The sequence below is a fragment of the Phreatobacter sp. AB_2022a genome, from assembly GCF_026847585.1.
Classification (GTDB): Bacteria; Pseudomonadota; Alphaproteobacteria; order Rhizobiales; family Phreatobacteraceae; genus Phreatobacter.
Window position 1 is genome coordinate 18,175 of the sequence record NZ_JAPSET010000037.1, and the last position, 18,347, is coordinate 36,521.

Genomic DNA, 18,347 nt, shown 5'->3' on the forward strand with positions numbered 1-18,347 from the left:
GGAGCCACCGAAAACGGGACCGGAACGGAAAGGGAGCCGAGGGCCATGGCCGAGACGCTGATGATCCGCAATGCCAGGCCGTATGGCGGCGCGTCCGCCGATATCCTGATCCGCGACGGCCGCATCGCGGCAGTCGCGCCGCCCGGCCTTGCGGCCGAAGGGCAGGAGATCGACGCCGGCGGTGCCCTGGCCTTGCCGGGCTTCGTCGAGGCCCATACCCATCTCGACAAGACCTTGTGGGGCATGGGCTGGCACCCGCATTCCGCCGGGCCCGGGATCGCCGACAAGATCGACAACGAGCGCCGCGTCCGCCGCGAGATCGGCATCGAGCCCGACCGGCAGGCGACGCGGCTCGCCGCCCAGATGCTCGCCATGGGCACCACCCATATCCGCAGCCATGTCGACATCGACACCGAGGTCGGGCTGGCCGGTATCGAAGGCGTCATGGCGATGCGCGAGCGGCTGAAGCCGGTTGTCGATGTGGAGATCGTCGCCTTCCCCCAGTCCGGCCTGATGATCCGCCCGGGCACGCTGGAACTCGTCGACCGGGCGCTCGCGCTCGGCGCGGAGGTGGTCGGCGGCCTCGATCCCTGCGCCATCGACCGCGATCCCAAGGGCCATCTCGACGCGGTCTTCGGCCTTGCCGAAAAGCATGGTCGGCCGATCGACATCCACCTGCATGAGCGTGGCGAAATGGGCGCCTTCTCGCTCGACATGATCATCGAGCGGACCCGTGCCCTCGGCATGCAGGGCCGGGTGACGGTCAGCCATGCCTTCTGCCTCGGCATGCCCGACATCGACCATGTCCGCCGGCTGATCGCCGACCTCGCGCGCGAACGGATCGCGCTCGCGACCACCGCGCCCGCGAGTGCGCCGGCCCCGGCGGTCAGGACCTGCCTGGAGGCCGGCGTCGTGGTGTGCGGCGGCTCCGACGGCGTGCGCGACAGCTGGAACCCCTATGGCATCGGCGACATGCTGGAGCGGGCCATGCTCGTCGGCCTGCGCAACGATTTCCGCCGCGACGAGGACATTGCGCTGGCGGTCGACGTCTGCACCCATGGCGGCGCCAAGGTGATGGGCCTTGCCGACTACGGCCTCGAGGCCGGCTGCGCCGCCGACCTCGTCCTCGTCGCCGGCGAGAGCCTCGCCGAGGCCGTCGCGGTGCGCCCGCGCGAGCGCACGGTGATCAAGCGCGGGCGGCTGGTGGTCCGCGACGGCCGCCTGGCCGTCCCCATCGCCTGATCAGGCGGCGACGTCGGGCAGGGGATGGTGGCGGAACCGTTCGCGCAAGGTCACCTTCTGCACCTTGCCCGTGGCCGTCCGGTCCTGACGACCGGCCGCGGGACCGGTGCCGGCGTCGTCAGGCCCCTGCGCGGCTTTGTCGCGTGCCGGCGACCGCCCCCCGCCGGCCTCGCGCCCGGCGACACGAAAGCGTGATCAGCGAACCGCCGGACCAGGGCCGGCCCGCCATTGCAGGTGGCTTTGTGGCGAAAAAGTGGGCATCGTGCCTAAGTTCGGCGCCGCCAGCGATATTCCGCTGCGCGGCGCCGGGCCGCGTCTTAATCGATCGTCTTATGTGTCGAAAACTTGACCTGCCGGGTGAGCGGGATATTCACTGACCTCCCGATCGGGGTATCGGTGCCCTGTGTCGAACACTCCGAAAGGGCCAAAACCAGAGGCGGTTCACCGGGCACTGAAGTGCTCCGGCGGGGCCGAGGGGAGCACAGGAAGCCTCGTCATGAATTTTGCTTTGTCCATCAGCCGCGTGATCGATGCGGTCAACACGGCGATCGGCAAGGCGGCAAGCTGGCTGATCCTGCTGGCCGTCATCATTTCCGCGGTCAATGCCATCACCCGCAAGGTCTTCTCGCTTTCGTCCAATGCCTGGCTCGAGGCGCAGTGGTACCTGTTCGGCGCCGTCTTCCTGCTCTGCGCGGCCTGGACGCTCCTGTCGAACGAACACATCCGCATCGACATCGTGAACAGCGCGCTGCCGCGCACCGTCCGCAACATCATCGAACTGATCGGCCACACGCTGTTCCTGCTGCCGTTCTGTCTCTTGGTGCTGGTCGATTCCTGGCCGTTCTTCCTGCGCTCCTATCTGCAGAACGAACAGTCGATGAATGCCGGCGGCCTGCCGGTCTGGCCGGCCAAGGCCCTGGTCGTCGCCGGGTTTGCGCTGCTCGCTCTGCAGGGCATCAGCGAGTTGATCAAGCGCATCGCGATCATGACCGGAAGGCTCGAGGACACGATGGGCGGCGGCCATCACGACATGGCCGAGGCCGAGGCGGCGCGGCTTCTGGAGGCTGCCAAGGAGGATGGCGTCGCAGCCGACGCCCCCGTCATCGCCGGCACCGCCAAGAAATGATGCGCCCGAGGAGAACTGCCTTGTCGATCCGACGTCCCCTCGCGGCCGCCGCCGCCACCGCCATCCTCGGTCTCGCCTCGCTTCTCCTGTTTGCCGAACCGGCCTTGGCTGCCAACGGAGCGGGCGGCATCGGCGACTTCCTGCGCGCCAACATGGCGCCGGTCATGTTCGCCAGCCTGATCGTCTTCCTGCTGCTCGGCTATCCCGTCGCCTTCGCGCTCGCCGCCAACGGCCTCGTCTTTGCGCTGGTCGGCATCGAGCTCGGCCTGTTCCAGCCGAATTTCCTGCAGGCGCTGCCGGAACGCATCTACGGCACGATGAATAACGAGACGCTGCTCGCGGTGCCGTTCTTCACCTTCATGGGCCTCATCCTGGAGCGTTCGGGCATGGCCGAGGACCTGCTCGACACGATCGGCCAGCTCTTCGGCACCATTCGCGGCGGCCTTGCCTATGCGGTCATCTTCGTCGGCGCGCTGCTGGCGGCGACCACCGGCGTGGTGGCGGCCTCGGTCATTTCCATGGGCCTCATCTCGCTGCCGATCATGCTGCGTTACGGCTACGACCGGCGGCTCGCCACCGGCGTCATCGCGGCCTCCGGCACGCTCGCGCAGATCATCCCGCCCTCGCTGGTGCTGATCGTCATGGCCGACCAGCTCGGCCGCTCGGTCGGCGACATGTATGAGGGCGCCTTCGTGCCCGGCCTCGTTCTGTCGGGTCTCTATGCGCTCTACGTCTTCATCGTCTCGATGCTGGCGCCGAAGGCGGTTCCGGGCTTGCCGAAGGAAGCCTTGCTCTACATGCAGCCGGATGGCAGCCGCGGCACCTGGAAGCTCGGCATCCTCGTCGTCTTTTCTGGCCTCGTCGGCGTCTTTGTCATGAAGCAGACCGGCGTCAAGGCCGGCGCCGATTTCGTCATCCTGACCATGTCGCTCGCGGTGATGGTTGCCTTCATCGCCGCCGCCTGCAATCACTATTTCGGCGCCCGGCGGCTCGTCCTGACGCTCGCCTCGACCGCGCTGCTCGCCGCCGCCTACTATTTTCTCAAGCGCTACGAGCACGAGACCTTCGCGCTCGTCGCCGAGGCTGCCGCCTTCGGTTTCGCCTATGCGATCGTCGTCGGCCTGGTCGAGCGCTTTTCGGGGCTCAAGCTGATCTCGCCGATCGCCGAGCAGGTGACCTTCGTCATGGTGCCGCCGCTCGGCCTCATCTTCCTCGTGCTCGGCACCATCTTCATCGGGCTGGCGACGCCGACCGAGGGCGGCGCCATGGGCGCGGCCGGCGCCATGATCCTGGCGATCATGAAGCGGCGGCTGTCCTTCGGCCTGGTGCGCCAGGCGACCGAATCGACGGCCAAGCTCTCCGCTTTCGTTCTGTTCATCCTGGTTGGCGCGCGCGTCTTCTCGCTGACCTTCTACGGCGTCAACGGCCATGTCTGGGTCGAGCACCTGCTCGTCTCGCTGCCGGGCGGCCAGACCGGCTTCCTGATCGTCGTCAACCTCATGGTCTTCCTGCTGGCCTTCTTCCTCGATTTCTTCGAGCTGGCCTTCATCGTCGTGCCGCTGCTCGCGACTGCGGCGGACAAGCTCGGCATCGACCTCATCTGGTTCGGCGTCATGCTGGCGGTGAACATGCAGACGAGCTTCATGCACCCGCCGTTCGGCTTCGCGCTGTTCTTCCTGCGCTCCGTGGCGCCGAAGGACGCCTATACCGACAAGGTGACGGGCCGGCGGATGGAGCCGGTCACGACCATGCAGATCTACTGGGGCTCGGTGCCCTTCGTGGTGATCCAGCTGATCATGGTGGCGCTGGTCGTGCTGTTCCCGCAGATGGTGCTGCATTATCGCGGCAGCGGCCCGACGATCGACCCGAGCAAGGTGGAGATCCGCCTCGACATGCCCGGGCTCGGCGGCCTGCCGGGCCTCGACACGCCGCCCGATCTCGGCGGCGGCCTGCCGGGTCTCTCGCCGCCGCGCAGCCCGTAAGGCGCGCAGCGGAGCGCGGCCCGCGCGCGGGGTGCTGCGCGATGAAGCGGGACGCGCAGTCCATGGCGGGCCTTCAGGCCGCCGCGGCGGTCGTCGCGCGACGGGTCGTTAGGAACTGCCGGCCTTCGGCGGTCGGCACGATCCACGTCGTGCCGCCGCGCGCCTCGCGGCGGGCCAGGCCCTGGTCGATCGCGTCTTCCCAGACGGTCAGCCGCGGGCAGGAGGTTCGCCAGGCGTCCATGACCTCGGCATAGGATCTCGGCTCCCTGTCCAGCCAGACGAGCAGGTCGACGATGAGGGGCGCAAGCTGGTCGGTCACGATGGCACCGCGCAAAGGTCGCGAACGGCGCGGAGCGTAGCATCAAGGACGGGTCCGAGGCATCACGGCTTGGCGAGCGGAGCCTTGGGCGAACGTGGCCGCCTGTCTCGAGGCGGCCCGCTGTCGAGACGGGGATCGCCAGCGCCGCGGCAAGACTACTTCAGAAGGCTCTTCAGGCCGCCGATCGCCTCGTTCACGCCCTCGCCCACCGCGTTCTTGAGGCCGTTGAGGCCGCCGGCAAAGCCGCCTGCAGCGAGGCCGCCGAAGGCGAAGACGGGACCTCCGTAGATGCCGACCTTCGCGCCCGTCTTCGCGCCTTCCAGGGCGCTGTTGCCGATATTGGCCAGCTGCTGCAAGACGTCGAAGCCGCCGCTCACCGCTTCGAGGGCGGCATCATCCAATGCGATGGTGCGGTTGGTCTCAGTGTTCATCATAGTCTCCATCGATCGGGCCTTGCCCGGTGTTTCGATGGATTGACCCTATGGGGCGCCACTTACACCAACCTTACGCGGAGGCGCTGCGGTCGGTCGCGGAGCAGATCAGCCTCTTGCCGGCCAAGGGGCCGGCGCTGTCGCGAGGCGGTACGCCTTTTGGTTGTGTGTGGGGCCAAGGCCCGGCCGGCCCGCTCACCCATTTGATCTATGCATGGCCCCTATGTCGAATTAGAGGTATATTTGTATTAAATTTTATACATTCGGCTTCGCGCAGCCAAGTAGTTCGGGAACAAGTACCGGTGGTTCACCATCGCTGCCAGTCGCTCGCTATTTCGGCCATGAATAGTTATCATCGTCACTTCAAGCCGTTTGTTTGTGTATTTCATATAAACTGACCTACGGTCATATGGATAGAGCATAAGCTTATATTTTGATGATTATTTATATATGACAGAATTTTTCAATATTTTCAACCACAGGTCGCTGGAGTGCGCGTAATGATGGTGTAGTTTTTTGTCAAAATATGTGTGGGGCGGCTTCGTGACAAAAAAGAATAGGAAAATGTGACAATCGGCAGCAGGCAAGGCCGACTCTCATGCGTGGCGTGCCCATCGTTCTCATCGAAAAAAGCCGACTCGTCCGCGAAGGGCTCGAGAGGATTCTGTCAGGTACGATGTTCCGCGTGGTCGCGACCGCCGCTGCGCCTGGTGAGTTGAAGACCGCAATCACTGCGGGGCAGGGCGGCATTCTGATCGTTCTCGGTGTCAGCGACGAGGACGGCTCGCCGGCGGCGGAGATCGAAACTCTTCGGAGCAGGTTTCCGGACGCCCGCATCGTGATCCTCGCCGACCACTACGAACTGGAGCCGCTCGTGGAAGCGCTCCGCCTGTCGGTGAACGGCTATCTGAGCAAGTCCATCAGCTCGCAGGCCCTCATCAAGGCGCTCGAGCTCGTCGTGCTGGGCGAGGGAATATTTCCCTCGTCCGTCCTGGCCCGGCTCGGCAGTTCCCGTGGCGCGGCGGCCCCGCTGCTTCTGAAAGCGCCCGAAGAGCAGTCGTTCAGCCAGGCCGGCTCGATCCTGTCCGAACGCGAGACACAAATTCTGCGCGGCCTCATCGAGGGCCAATCCAACAAGACGATCGCGCGGACCTTGGACATCATGGAAGCGACGGTCAAAGTTCACGTGAAGGCGATCCTGCGCAAGACCGGCGTGCAGAACCGAACCCAGGCGGCGATCTGGGCACTGGGACATCTGTCGCCCGCGCAGTTCGCGGCGTCCGAGGCCGAGGACGCCCTGACGCCGGAAGAGAACGGCTGCAGCTGCCACAGGTCCGGCAAGCCCAACGGCCATTGAAGGTGGTCGGTGCGGAGCGTTTCGATGCTCCTCTCCTCGATGGGCGCGGCTTCTCATCCGATCGCATGACGACGCCCTTTGCTGCGCTTCCTAGTTTTCCAGCAGGACATTCCAGTGGTTCCCCGCATGGGCCGAAGAGGGCTTCCGGGGAGGGACGGAGGCGCCGCAATGGACTCGCATGTCCTGTGCCTCGGCGGAGAGGACCATGCCCTGCGCATCCCTTTCCTGCTGGCCTTGCGGGACCGGGGCTTTCGCGTCACGGCAGCCTCCAGCGGTGAAGCGGAGCCATTCCGGGCCGGCGGTCTGCCACATCTGTCCTGGCATTTCGATCGCTTCGACCGCCGCGGTGGCGATCTCGGTGCGATCGCGCGGATCGCCAGGCTGGCCGCCGATTGCCGGCCGGACCTGATCCAGACCTTCGACACCAAGCCGAATCTTCTGGCGCCCCTGGCCGTGCGCGGCGCGGTACCGGTGGTCCGGACCATCAATGGCATGGGCTGGACGTTTTCGCCGGGCGGGGGCCTGCGCGCGCGGCTGATCCGGCCGCTCTACCGCCTGCTCCAGCGGTCGACCGCGCGCTGGACGGCCGCCACCATTTTCCAGAACGCCGACGACAAGACCTATTTCGAGCGGCATGGCCTCGTCCACCGGGATGCGGCGCATCTCGTCCGCAGCTCAGGCATCGACGTGGCCGCCTTCCGGGCGGCTCTTGCGCGGAGCGGCGATCCGCGCGCCCTGCGGCGGCAGCTCGGCCTCGACGGTGCCAAGATCGTGGTGACGGTGAGCCGCCTGACCCGTCAGAAGGGAATCGGGACGTTGCTGGCGGCGGCCGGCATCGTCGCGCGCAGCCGCGCGGATACGAGGTTCCTGCTCGTCGGTCCGCGCGAGAGCGAGGGTCCCTTCGCCATCGGCGCGGCGGAGATCGAGGCGGCGTCGCCCCACGTCATCGCGCTCGGCCACCGGCGCGACGTGCCGGCGCTGCTGGCACTGGCCGATGTCTTCGTCCTGCCGACGCAATATCGCGAAGGCGTGCCGCGGGCGCTGCTGGAGGCGGGCCTTGCGGGCCTGCCCATGGTGGCGACGCGGATGCCCGGTTGCACCGATGTCGTCGCCGACGGCTGGAACGGCTACCTGGCCGAGCCGGGCGATGCTCCGGCCCTGGCACGGAACATTCTCAGGCTGCTCGACGCCCCCGACCAGGCACGGGCCATGGGCCGTCGTTCCGTCGCACTGGTGGCGCGCGACTTTACGCTCGACGGCGTCGCCGACCGCTATCGCGACATCTACCGGCATGTGCTTTGTGCGCCGCCCGTTCCGGCCCGCCCGATCCTGCCCGCCCGCGGCCTCACGGTCGTGCCCCGCGCCGATGGAGAATGGCCGTGATGCGCGATGCCATTCTCGCCGCCGGAACGGTTCTCGCGGCAGCCTCGACCCTGCGCCTGCCCGGCCTGCCGGTCGGCGCCGGCGAAATCCTGCTCGTCCTCTGGCTCGTTCTTTCCGCAGCGGACATGGCCGCGACCCGCCGCGCAACGCCGGGACCGGCATTCCTCCGAATGGCTGCATTCTGGATCGTTCTCGCGTTTGCTCTCGGCTTCGGCGCGTTCCTCGGCATTCTGTTCGATCCGGTGGTGGAGCAGCTCGGCATGAGCCACGACACCATGGCCTATGTGCTCATGGCGTCGATCTGCTGCCTTGCTCTCGCCCAGGCCGACCACGCGGCCCGCATGCGCCGCGCGGCATGGTTCCTCGCCGGCCTCGCCAATCTCGGCCTCGCGTTCCAGCTGGCGCTCGGCTGGCATCTGGTCTCCGCCGGCGGGATCGACCCCTGGTACTGGAACCGGTTCCGCGGCTGGTCGGAGAACCCGAACCAGCTGGCGCTCTACTGCGCCGTTTTCGCCGCCGTCGCGGTCCATCTCGGCATGACCGCCGGGAGCCGCGCCGCGCGCATCGCCGGATGGACCGGCGCCGTCCTTCCGCTCGTCGTCGGCCGACTGACGAAGAGCGACACCTTCCTGTTGACCATGCTCGGCCTCTTCGGCCTGCTGGCCGTGCTGCGACTGAGAGCCTGGCTGGCCGACCCGCTGGCGAGCGGCCGCCGCACCGCCACGGTGGCGCTGCTGCTCGTCGTCCCGCTGGGCCTGGCCAGCATCATGCCCTACCTCTGGGCCGACCGGTCCGATGCGAGCGCGCTTGCGCTCAGCCTCGCCAAGGATCAGGGCGGCGAAGCGACGATCCGTACCGCCAATCTGCGCCTCGATCTCTGGCGCAGCGCCGTCCGCAAGGGGTTGGAATCGGCATCCTTCGGTTTCGGGCCGGGGCCGCATCTGGACCGGCCGAACATCCCTGGCTCGTCGTCGCTGCCGCGTCCCTTCGAAGCGCACAGCACGATCCTCGATCTGTTCCTGCAGGGCGGCATCGTCGCGGTGGGCGCTTTCCTCTGGCTCAACATCAGCACCATGCTGCTGATGTTCCGCGCCAGGCTGGATGTGCTCGCGGCTCTCGTCGGCGCCATCATGATCTTCGGCGTCAGCCATTTCATCCTGCGCCATCCGATCGTCTGGTTCGGGCTGGTGCTGTGCCTGGCCGAGGGATGCGCGCGCCTGCCCGCTGTCGCGACGCGCCGGCGCGCGGCGCTGCGCGCCGGACCCCAGCGGGGGAGGCGGCCATGTGCGGCATAGCGGGCATCTTCCGGGCACCCGCCGCCGCGCCGGACCTGCATCTCGATGTGATCGGGCCGATGCTCTCGGCGATCGCTCATCGCGGTCCGGACGGCGAGGGGACATGGATCGACCGCGAGGCCGGCATCGCGCTCGGCCATCGGCGGCTCGCCATCGTCGACCTGTCGGAAGGCGGCCGGCAGCCCATGCATTCGGAGGACGGCCAGCTCGTCGTCACCTTCAACGGCGAGATCTACAACTTCCCCGAACTGCGCCGCGAGCTGGAGGCGGCCGGACACCGGTTCCGCAGCTCCAGCGACACGGAAGTGCTGATCCGTGCCGTCCAGGCCTGGGGGCTGCAACCGGCCCTGCGGCGTTTCTGCGGCATGTTCGCCTTCGCCCTCTGGGACCGGCGCGCGCGGGTGCTCCATCTCGCCCGCGACCGGATGGGCAAGAAGCCTCTGCATGTCGCCTGCCTGCCGGGCGCCGTGGCCTTCGCATCGGAGATCAAGGCGCTGCGGGCGGTTCCAGGCTTCGCGGCGCGGATCGATCGCGAGGCGGTGGCGGGCTTTCTCGCCCGCGGCGTCGTCGGCGGACATGCCTGCATCTACGAGCAGGTCTTCAAGCTGCCGCCGGGATCGAGCCTGTCGCTGGACGTCCGCGGGCTGGTCTGTGGCGCCGACGCCGCAACCTTTTCGGCCTCCTGCCGTCCGTGGTGGTCGCTCGCAGAGGCCGCCGAGCGCGGCCGTGCCGACCTGTTCGCGGCAGGCGACGACGAACTCGTCCTGGCGCTGGACGGCCTCCTGCGGACGGTGGTCGGCGAGCGGATGGTCGCCGATGTGCCGCTTGGAGCTTTCCTGTCCGGCGGGATCGACAGCACCGCCGTCGTCGCGCTGATGCAGGCGCAGTCCGCGCGGCCGGTGCGGACGTTCACGATAGCCTTCGACGAAAACGGCTATGACGAGTCGGCCGGCGCGTCGCGGGTCGCGCGTCACCTCGGCACCGACCATACCCAGTTCGCCCTCTCGCCCGAGGAGGCGATGCGGACCATTCCGGCGCTGCCGCGCATCTGGGACGAGCCCTTCGCGGACGAGTCGCAGATTCCGACCCTGCTGGTCTCGCGGCTGGCGCGTCGTGACGTGACGGTCGCGCTCACCGGCGACGGCGGCGACGAATGTTTCGGGGGCTATCACCGCCACTTCGTCGTGTCGCGTCTCGCCGGCCTGATCGCTGCCCCCGCACCGCTGCGGTCCGCGGCCATGGCGATCGTCCTTGGCCTGTCGGGTCGCGGTTCGCGGCGCATCGCCGCCGCGCTGCCGTTGCCGGGCCGCGTCCGGCGGATGCTGGAAGGCGACAGCCTCGTCCGGCTCGGCCGCTTGATGGAAGGCGGCGAAGACGGGCTCTACGAGCGGCTGACACGCCTGTCCGACATGTCTCCCGGGCGGGGCCAGGATCGAGCCGAGCCGGTACCGGCCCATCCCGGCGACCTCCTTTCGCGCATGATTTTTCGCGACATGGCCGGCTACCTGCCCGACGATATCCTCGTCAAGCTCGACCGCGCGACCATGGCCGTGGGCCTCGAGGGACGGAGCCCGTTGCTCGATCACCGGGTCGTCGAGTTCGCCTGGCGTCTTCCGAACCGCGTCAAGGTGCGCGGCCGGCGGGGCAAGTGGATCCTTCGCGAGGCGCTCGCGCGCTATGTGCCGCGCGCCCTGTTCGAGGGGCCGAAGCGCGGTTTCGACGTGCCGGTCGGGGCATGGCTGCGCGGTCCGCTGCGTCACTGGGCCGAGGACCTTCTGACGCCGGCCATGCTTGCGCGGCACGACCTGCTCGACGCGGCTGTCGTGCGCCGGTGCTGGTCCGGCCATATCGAGGGGCGAGGCGACCATTCCCGCATCCTCTGGGCCGTTCTGATGCTGCAGGCCTGGTTCGACGAACATGCGCGGGAGGCCGCCGCGGTCTCCGTTTCCGACCTTGAAACCGCTCAGCAGTGGAGTTGACCATGAGGGCGCTTCTCGACCACGAGGCACGGCTCCTTCACGCCGTCCGCGCGACAGGTGCAGGGCCCTACGATGGCGACCCCGGCTTTCCCGGGGCCCCCGGCGAACGTCCCCAACAGGCGCTCGGGCGCAGCCTGCGCACGATCCTGCGGCGCTGGCGGCTGATTGCGGCGATGACCGCTGCCGGCGCGATGGTCGCACTGGTCACGGCGCTCGTCGTGCAGCCGAAATATACCGCATCAGCCCAGATCATCGTGGATCAGCGGGGCAACGACGGTCCCGCTCCGGCGCCCGCGACCCAGCCGACCGAGGAGTCGGCGATCGAGACCCATGTGACGATTCTCGCGTCTGACGCGCATCTGCTCGCGGTCGCGTCGGCGTTGCTGGCGAACCAGCCGGAAGGCCATGTGGAGCCGCCCTCGCGGCTCTCGCGGATCCGCCGCGCCGCCAGCGTCATCCTGCAACGGCTGGGCCTCGTGGCCCCGAGCCCGGCGGCCGACACGTCGTCGGCCGCAGCCACGCACGCGCTCGCCCTGGATCTGAAGCGGCGCATCAAGGTCGACCAGGAGCGCCGCTCGCGCGTCATCACCGTCAGCTATTCATCGGCCGATCCGCAGGCTGCCGCCACGGTCGCCAACATGGTCGTGCAGGTCTATCTGGACGACCTCGCGCTGCGCCGGCGCGTCGAGGCGCGCCGCCTGATGGTCTGGCTCGGCAAGCGCATACCGGAAGCGCGCCTCGAGGTTGCGCGTGCCGAGCGGGAACTCGAAGCCTACCGTCTCTCCCACGCAGCGGCCAGCGCCGCGCCAGCCGATGAGACGGCGGTCCAGATCGCCCAGCTGTCGCGGCAGCTCGCGCTCGCGCGGTCGGAGATGCAGTCGGCCACCGATCGCCTGGCGCGTGCCAGGCTGCTCGGCGAGCGCCCGGGCAGCGAGATGGAGATGGCGCGCCTGCTCGGCTCGCCGCTCCTGCTCGAACTCGTGCGGCGCGATGCCGGCGACGCCATGACGCGGCCCGCCGTCCAGGAGGAGCTCGCCCGCGGCCTTCGCCGGCTGGAAAGCGAAGCCCAGGTCTATAGCGAGCAGGCCCGGTCGATCGAGCAGCGGCTCGCGCCCCTGCGCGCCGCCGCCAATTCTACCGCCGACGGGCTGTCCGGGCTGCGCGCGCTCGAGCGACAGGCGCTGGCGCTCGGCCAATTCTATGACGGGCTTCTGCGCCGCCAGCAGGAGGTCGACGAGCAGGTACAGCTCATCAGGCCCGATGCCCGGCTTCTCGCGGCCGCCTGGCCGCCGGAGCGGCCGAGTTCGCTGCACCCTGCCTTTCTGCTTCCTCCGATGGTCGTCGCCTCGACGATCCTCGGCATCCTCTTCGCCTTCGGTCTCGGCCTCGCCGAGCGCACGATCCGCGACAAGGACGATGCCGTCGAGGTTCTCGCGCTGCCTTGCCTCGGCACCGTGCCGCGCCTCGAGGCCCATCGGGCGGCGCTGCTGTCGCGCGAGGAGCCGCAATCCGGCTATGCGCGGATCGTGCGCTCGCTGCTCGTTTCGCTGATGCCGACGAGCGCGATCCGGCACGGGCCGCAGGTGCTGCTGCTGACATCGACGGGACCGGACGAGGGCAAGACCGCGCTCGCCTGGAGTCTTGCGGTCGTCGCGGCGCGCCTCGGCCTGAAGGTCCTGCTGGTCAGCCGGAGCCGGCATCCCGCCTGGCTGGAGGACGCGCCGCGAGCGGCCCCCCGCGCGGACGCCCCGAATGTCGCCGCCGCCGCGCGTCCGGCGGCCGCCGAGCGCATCGGCGACCTGCAGATCGACTTCGCGCCGGCGGCGCTGCTGGACAGCGCGCCTGGCCTGGACGCGGCCGAGACGGGCGGGCGGTGGAGCGACCGCTTCCGCAGCGCCTACGACATCATCATCGTCGATGACGACAGCGTCGGCGAACGGCCGGAGGTCGGGCTTGCGGCCATGGACGCCGACTGGATCCTGTTCCTCGTCCGCGCCGGCGTGACCGGGCGCGCCGCCGCCCGCGACGCGGTGCAGTTCCTCGTTCGTGCGTCGGGCGCAGAAGCGTCCGGCAGCCCGCGGATCGCCTCGATCCTGTCGGAGGCGCGAGCCCCCACATCGCAGAGTGCCGTCGCATTGACGGGTGCCGGCGTCGGAGAGTGACATGATCATCGAGCTGTTCGGCCCGCCCGGTTCCGGCAAGACGACTCTGGCTCAGGCACTCTGCCAGCGCCTACAGAGCCAGGGGCATCCGACATCCGTGGTCCTCTGCCACCGGCAAGGTGGCGCCGGGCGCTCGGCCGGCCTCGGCGGCAGCCTCGCTGCGCTCGCCCGGCTCGGCCGCGCATTCCTGCGGACGCTCGCGACCGTGTTCAAGCCGCGCAAGCATCGGCAGGAGCTGCGGCTGAGCACGGCGCTGATCAGGACACTGCCGCCGAGAAACCCCGTCTGGATGCTGCGCTTCTGGCAATATATCCTGCGCCTGTCGTGCTGCTGGAAGCGGAACGCGCAATCGAGCCGGGTCGTGATCTTCGACCAGGCCTACTTGCAGGCGGTATGTTCGCTGGCCGCATTCGCGCGCGCCGCCGACGACCATGCGCTGGCCGGCGCCCTCGAGGCCACCCCGCACGCGGACCTCGTCATCCGCCTCGATGCGCCGCGCGAACTGCTGGAGCGCCGCCTGCGCGAGCGTTCGATGCGCGAGCCGCGGATGGAACAGTTCTTCGATGCCGAGCTCGACACCAACCTGGCCACCGGCCCGATAGCGGATCGCGTTCAAAGTCTTCTGGAGAGCCGTGGTGGTTCCATCATCCAGGTGCGATCGCTCGACGGCGCCTCGCTGGGCGCGGCCGTGGACAGGATCGAGAGCGAAGTCGCAAGGCGCATCGGCCCGGGCGCGGAAGCCGCGAGCGGCGTCGTATCGCATGCCGGGCAGGTCGAGCAGGACGGGCAGCGCCAGGATGCGCAACAACAGGCCGAGCTCGGAAGGCGCATGGTCAGCACCAGCGCGCAGGCCTTCGCGCTCTATGTCGGCGGCGCCGTGCTGACCAGTCTTGTCCAGCTTCAGATCGCCCGGCTCATCGGCACCGACGGCTTCGGCCTGTTCTCCTACGTGCTCGCCTGGACCTCGTTTCTGTCCTACATCGCGACGCTCGGCTTCCACGTTGCGGTGCTGCGCTTCGTGCCGGTCCATGCGGCGCGCGACGAATGGGCGCTCGTGCGCGGCGTCGTTCTGTTCGCCATCGGCATTTCCACCGTGGCCTCGCTGATCCTTGCGGGCATCGGCACCATTGTCATCGTCGCGGTTGCCGATCATCTGCCCGATGCGAACGAGGTCGGTCTGCTCATCGGCATGGCGACCATCCCCGCCATGACCATGTACCTGATCTGCGCCGCGCTGGTCCGCGCCTTCGGCGGCGTGGTGACGGCCTTGCTGCCGGAGCGGATCGTCCGCGATGCGCTGCTCTCCGCGCTGGTCGCGGTGATGGCCGCCTTCGCCATCCAGCCAGTGGATGCCTCCGGCGTGCTGACCGCGCTGCTCGTTAGCTCGATGTTCACCGCTGCTCTCGCCTTCGGGCTCGTGCTGCGGATATTGCCGGCCCGCCTGAGGGGGATGCGTCCCGCCTTCAGCATCGCGCAGTGGTGCGTCACGCTCCTGCCGATGACCGTGCTGTCGCTTCTGGACATGCTCATGGTGCGCACGGGCGTCATCCTGCTCGGCTGGCTGGAACATATCCGCGAGGCCGGCATCTTCGCGCTCGGCTTCAGCATCGCGACGCTGATCCTGCTGCCGCGCGTCGCGGTCGGCAGCATGTTCGCGCCCGCCGCGGCCGATCTTCACGCCCGCGACGACCATGCCGGGCTGCAGCGGCTCTTCGCGCGCGCGGCACTCCTGTCCTTCGCGGTATCGGGACTGCTCGCAGCGCCGCTGCTCGTCTTCATGGGGCCGGTCCTGCGCTTCTTCGGCGACGACTTCGCGCAGGGCGCGCCGATCGCGCGGCTGCTCGTCCTCGGCCAGCTGATCGCCGCCGCCATGGGGCCGCAGCAGCATCTGATGACCATGACCGGCCAGGAACGGATGGCGGCCGTCGCGATGGGCGTCAGCGCCGCCCTGAACGTTGTCGGCTGCCTCGTCGGCATCGAGCTGTTCGGCGCCGTCGGCGCGGCTGTCGCGACCACTCTGGTCATCGTCATCTGGAACGCGATCATGGCGGTGAGCATCCATCGCCGGCTTCACCTCCTGCCCGGACTGGCCTGGGTGGTGTCCGAACGCCTGCTCGCGCGCGCCGCGCGGCAAGCCGAGGCGGGAGGCGGCTGAGCCTTGCAAAGGCGGCCGGCGGGCCTGGCAAGCGCCGGTTCCTTCGATCGGACGATGTCGCCGACCCGGCCGCCCCTTAAGGACCGGAAGAGACGAACGGAGCTGCCCATGCTCGATGTGAACCGCGGCCGGACGACGGGCGCCGTCCCGATGCGCGCCGGCTTCATGCAGCAGGCTCTTTCGCTGGCTGGCAGTGCGATGCCGGCGCCGTCCGTCGGCGAGCCTCCGACCGTCTGGTCCAAGCCGCCGCTCCGCGCGCTCGATGCCGGCGGCCCCGTCGACCATCCGTTCGAGGCGCTCGGCGCGTCCTTTGCCGACGTGCCGGTGATGCAGCATGTGCGGCGGATCGCGACCCGCTATCCCGACAAGCCGGCCATCGCGGATGACGTGGTCGAGCTGTCTTATGGCCAGCTCGTCGAAGCGGTCGCGTGGCTCGCCGGGCGCATGGCGGCGGTCACGGCCCAGGGCGAGGCGGTCGGACTGCTGCTCGGCAACTCCGCCTGGTTTCCCGTCGGGCTGCTCGCCGGCCTCGAATGTGACCGGCTGGTCGTGCCGCTCAACCCCCGAGACCCGCCGCAACGCATCCTCGACATCATCGCGGATGCGCATCTTCCGGTCGTCGTCGGCATCGGTGCCGCCGGGCCGCCCGGCTGGTCGGCTGCGTCGGACGTCCGCTGGATCGACGTGACGGAAGCCCTGGCGCCGGGCGTGCTGGCGCCGGCCGCGCCGCACAACACGGTGGGGCCGGGCACGATGGCCGCGGTCGGGCGGCCCGCAATCGTGCTTTACACGTCGGGCAGTACGGGGCGGCCCAAGGGCATCGTCAACAGCGAGCGAAGCCTGCTGCAGCGCGTCCACCAATATGTCGATGCCTGCCATATCGGCCCGAGCGACGTGCTCATGCCCCTGAGCGGCGCCGCGACGATTGCCGGCTGCCGCGAGGTTCTTTCGGCGCTGACGACCGGAGCGACCCTGGCGATCGTCGATGTCGAGGCCGCGGGTCTGCGCGGCGTCCGGCGAAGGTTTCGGTCGGCGGGCGTGACGGTCGTCTACATCGTGCCGGCACTCCTGCGCGCTCTCATGCGGCAGGGCGGCGACGACTTCGCCTCGCTGCGGATCGTCCGCATCGCAGGCGAGCGCATCCTTTGGGACGACGTCGCCGCGGTGCGGGCCGTCGTGCCGGCCGGCTGCCGGGTCCAGGTCAGCTATTCATCGACGGAAACGACCGGCTCGCAGTGGTTCCCAGGCGAGGCCGCGCCGGACGACGGGGTCGCCGTTCCGGCGGGCTACCTGCTGCCGGGGATCGAATACGCCGTGCTCGGCGAGGACGGCTGCGGCGTTGCGCCGGGCGAAGCCGGCGAGCTGGTGATCTGCGGCGACTATGTCGCGCTCGGGCACTGGTCCGATGGCGAGGTCGTGCCGCTCCCGACCGACGGGGCACATGCGGGCCGCCGCATCCTGCCGACCGGTGATCTGGTGACCGTCGCTCCGGACGGGCTGGTACGGATCGTCGGCCGGAAGGGGCGTCAGCTCAAGATCAACGGCCGGCGGGTCGAACCCGCGGAGCTGGAAGTGGCATTGCGCCAGTCGCAACTGGTGAGCGACGCGGCCGCGATCCCCACCGAAGCCGGCGAACTCGTCGCCTTCGTCGTTCCGAAGCCGGAGCGGGCGGACCCGACCAAGGCGCTCCGCGACATGGCGCGCCGCACCTTGCCGCCGTCGCTGCACCCGGCGCGCCTGCATGTTCTCGCCGATCTACCGCGGCTAGCCGGCGGCAAGCTGGACATGCAGGCGCTGCGTGACCTCGACCGCGACCGGCGATCCGCCGGCGAAGCCATCGTCGCGCCCTTGCCGCTCGGAACGGCGGCACAAGGCGAGCAGGCGGTTGTCGCGCGCCTGTGGGAGGCGGCGCTGAGGGTGCCGACGGCGAGCGGCCGCTGGGACGAGGCCGGCGGCGATTCCCTGAAGCTGCTGCAATGCGTGCTCGACATCGAGACCGCGCTCGGCCGCGAGTTGCACATGGATGCCTTTCGCGTCGACATGAGCTTCGAGGAGATGGTCGCGGCCGCCTCCATCCCGGCGGACGAGCCGTTCGCGGCCGCCGCGGCGGATGACGGCCGACCGATCCTGTTCCTGTTCCCTGGTTCGGTCGGCTACGGGCCGAGCATGGCCGCCTTCGGCAACGAGATGGGCCATGTCGTCCGTGTCGTGCCGATCCGCTATCCGAGCCTCGAAGCCATCCTCGACGGCCAGCAGACGGTCGCGGCCATGACCGACATGGCCTTCGCGCAGATCAATGCCGCCCAGCCGCGCGGCGATGTCCGTCTGCTCGGCTATTCGCTCGGGGGCGCCGTCGCTTTCGAGGCCGCCGCTCGGCTGCTGGCGGATGGGCGGCAGATCCGCTTCCTCGGCATCCTCGATACCAATGTCGGCGGCCGGCGCCATCGGCTCGGAGAGACGACGGCCCGGGCCTTCCAGCGCATCAGGGCCCATCGCGTCACCGCCTACCGCCTGCTCTGCCGCACCGCCGCGAAGGCCGCGGTGCGGCTGGGTGGCGAGGCCCGGTTCGCGCGATTTCTGGCGACCGCCTTGCCGGGCCGGCTGGCCGCGACCCGCTTCATGCTGCGGCTGGAGCTGGAGGAGATTCTGCGCATGCGCGCCATGGGGCGCTGGATCGGCGGCGCCTGCCGCGCGGGGGCGCTCGAGCCGCCGCTGCCGATCGCCGGCACGCTGTTCCGCTGCGAGCGGCGCGGGCTGACGGAAGATCTGGGCTGGCGCCGGCTGCTGCGCGAACTGGAGATCGTGCCGATCGCGGGCGGGCATCTCGATCTCGTCGTGGCGCCGCACCTGGCGCACAACCTGCCTCTCATCCTGTCGGCGCTGCAATTCTGCCGTTCATGACGGCGGAAGCCGGAC

General features: G+C 69.2%; 12 protein-coding genes. 10 read left to right on the plus strand and 2 right to left on the minus strand.

Annotation, left to right across the window (positions count from 1 at the left end; all coding sequences use genetic code 11):
- Positions 1–45: 45 nt before the first annotated feature.
- From OZ671_RS22980 to OZ671_RS22990, 3 genes are all read left to right on the plus strand, one after another.
- Positions 46–1,242, plus strand: a complete 1,197-nt coding sequence (locus OZ671_RS22980) for an amidohydrolase family protein (RefSeq protein WP_268862883.1) — start codon at positions 46–48, stop codon at positions 1,240–1,242.
- Positions 1,243–1,738: 496 nt separating this feature from the next.
- Positions 1,739–2,368: a TRAP transporter small permease subunit gene (locus OZ671_RS22985; RefSeq protein ID WP_268862884.1), complete on the plus strand. Its 630-nt coding sequence runs from the start codon at positions 1,739–1,741 to the stop codon at positions 2,366–2,368.
- Between the two features lie 152 nt (positions 2,369–2,520).
- Positions 2,521–4,350, plus strand: a complete 1,830-nt coding sequence (locus tag OZ671_RS22990; protein WP_268862916.1) for a TRAP transporter large permease — start codon at positions 2,521–2,523, stop codon at positions 4,348–4,350.
- Between the two features lie 73 nt (positions 4,351–4,423).
- On the opposite strand, the gene OZ671_RS22995 is transcribed toward OZ671_RS22990, so the two are convergent.
- Positions 4,424–4,669, minus strand: a complete 246-nt coding sequence (locus OZ671_RS22995; protein WP_268862885.1) for a hypothetical protein — start codon at positions 4,667–4,669, stop codon at positions 4,424–4,426.
- A 155-nt stretch (positions 4,670–4,824) separates the two neighbouring features.
- Positions 4,825–5,100, minus strand: coding sequence for a Blp family class II bacteriocin (locus OZ671_RS23000; protein WP_268862886.1), 276 nt, complete (start codon positions 5,098–5,100; stop codon positions 4,825–4,827).
- A gap of 598 nt (positions 5,101–5,698) precedes the next feature.
- On the opposite strand from OZ671_RS23000, the gene OZ671_RS23005 reads away from it, so the two are divergent.
- The 7 genes from OZ671_RS23005 to OZ671_RS23035 all read left to right on the plus strand — a co-directional run bounded on the left by OZ671_RS23005 (position 5,699) and on the right by OZ671_RS23035 (position 18,332).
- Positions 5,699–6,457 carry a LuxR C-terminal-related transcriptional regulator gene (locus OZ671_RS23005; protein WP_268862887.1) on the plus strand — a complete coding sequence of 253 codons (759 nt, stop codon included), beginning with the start codon at positions 5,699–5,701 and terminating at the stop codon, positions 6,455–6,457.
- Positions 6,458–6,625: 168 nt separating this feature from the next.
- Positions 6,626–7,840 carry a glycosyltransferase gene (locus OZ671_RS23010; protein ID WP_268862888.1) on the plus strand — a complete coding sequence of 405 codons (1,215 nt, stop codon included), beginning with the start codon at positions 6,626–6,628 and terminating at the stop codon, positions 7,838–7,840.
- Entirely contained in the window at positions 7,840–9,135 is a 1,296-nt protein-coding gene (locus tag OZ671_RS23015) for an O-antigen ligase family protein (protein ID WP_268862889.1), read from the plus strand. The genes OZ671_RS23010 and OZ671_RS23015 overlap by 1 nt, the downstream gene beginning before the upstream one ends.
- On the plus strand, positions 9,123–11,114 hold the full coding sequence (asnB, locus tag OZ671_RS23020) for an asparagine synthase (glutamine-hydrolyzing) (protein WP_268862890.1): 1,992 nt from the start codon (positions 9,123–9,125) through the stop codon (positions 11,112–11,114). Before OZ671_RS23015 ends, asnB begins: the two co-directional genes overlap by 13 nt.
- A 2-nt stretch (positions 11,115–11,116) precedes the next feature.
- The gene (locus OZ671_RS23025; protein ID WP_268862891.1) at positions 11,117–13,276 is read left to right on the plus strand and encodes a GumC family protein; all 2,160 of its coding nucleotides are present in this window, start codon (positions 11,117–11,119) and stop codon (positions 13,274–13,276) included.
- Between the two features lies 1 nt (position 13,277).
- The gene (locus OZ671_RS23030; RefSeq protein ID WP_268862892.1) at positions 13,278–15,431 is read left to right on the plus strand and encodes a polysaccharide biosynthesis C-terminal domain-containing protein; all 2,154 of its coding nucleotides are present in this window, start codon (positions 13,278–13,280) and stop codon (positions 15,429–15,431) included.
- Between the two features lie 108 nt (positions 15,432–15,539).
- Complete coding sequence (locus OZ671_RS23035) at positions 15,540–18,332, plus strand: non-ribosomal peptide synthetase (RefSeq protein ID WP_268862893.1); 2,793 nt, start codon at positions 15,540–15,542, stop codon at positions 18,330–18,332.
- Positions 18,333–18,347: the final 15 nt, after the last annotated feature.

Coding starts and splice junctions, on each gene's coding strand:
- OZ671_RS23025 (WP_268862891.1), top strand. CDS start 11,117: ATGAGGGCGCTTCTCGACCACGAGGCACGGCTCCTTCACGCCGTCCGC.
- OZ671_RS23030 (WP_268862892.1), top strand. CDS start 13,278: ATGATCATCGAGCTGTTCGGCCCGCCCGGTTCCGGCAAGACGACTCTG.
- OZ671_RS23000 (WP_268862886.1), bottom strand. CDS start 5,100: ATGAACACTGAGACCAACCGCACCATCGCATTGGATGATGCCGCCCTC.
- OZ671_RS22985 (WP_268862884.1), top strand. CDS start 1,739: ATGAATTTTGCTTTGTCCATCAGCCGCGTGATCGATGCGGTCAACACG.
- OZ671_RS23010 (WP_268862888.1), top strand. CDS start 6,626: ATGGACTCGCATGTCCTGTGCCTCGGCGGAGAGGACCATGCCCTGCGC.
- OZ671_RS23035 (WP_268862893.1), top strand. CDS start 15,540: ATGCTCGATGTGAACCGCGGCCGGACGACGGGCGCCGTCCCGATGCGC.
- OZ671_RS23015 (WP_268862889.1), top strand. CDS start 7,840: ATGCGCGATGCCATTCTCGCCGCCGGAACGGTTCTCGCGGCAGCCTCG.
- asnB (WP_268862890.1), top strand. CDS start 9,123: ATGTGCGGCATAGCGGGCATCTTCCGGGCACCCGCCGCCGCGCCGGAC.
- OZ671_RS23005 (WP_268862887.1), top strand. CDS start 5,699: ATGCGTGGCGTGCCCATCGTTCTCATCGAAAAAAGCCGACTCGTCCGC.
- OZ671_RS22980 (WP_268862883.1), top strand. CDS start 46: ATGGCCGAGACGCTGATGATCCGCAATGCCAGGCCGTATGGCGGCGCG.
- OZ671_RS22990 (WP_268862916.1), top strand. CDS start 2,521: ATGGCGCCGGTCATGTTCGCCAGCCTGATCGTCTTCCTGCTGCTCGGC.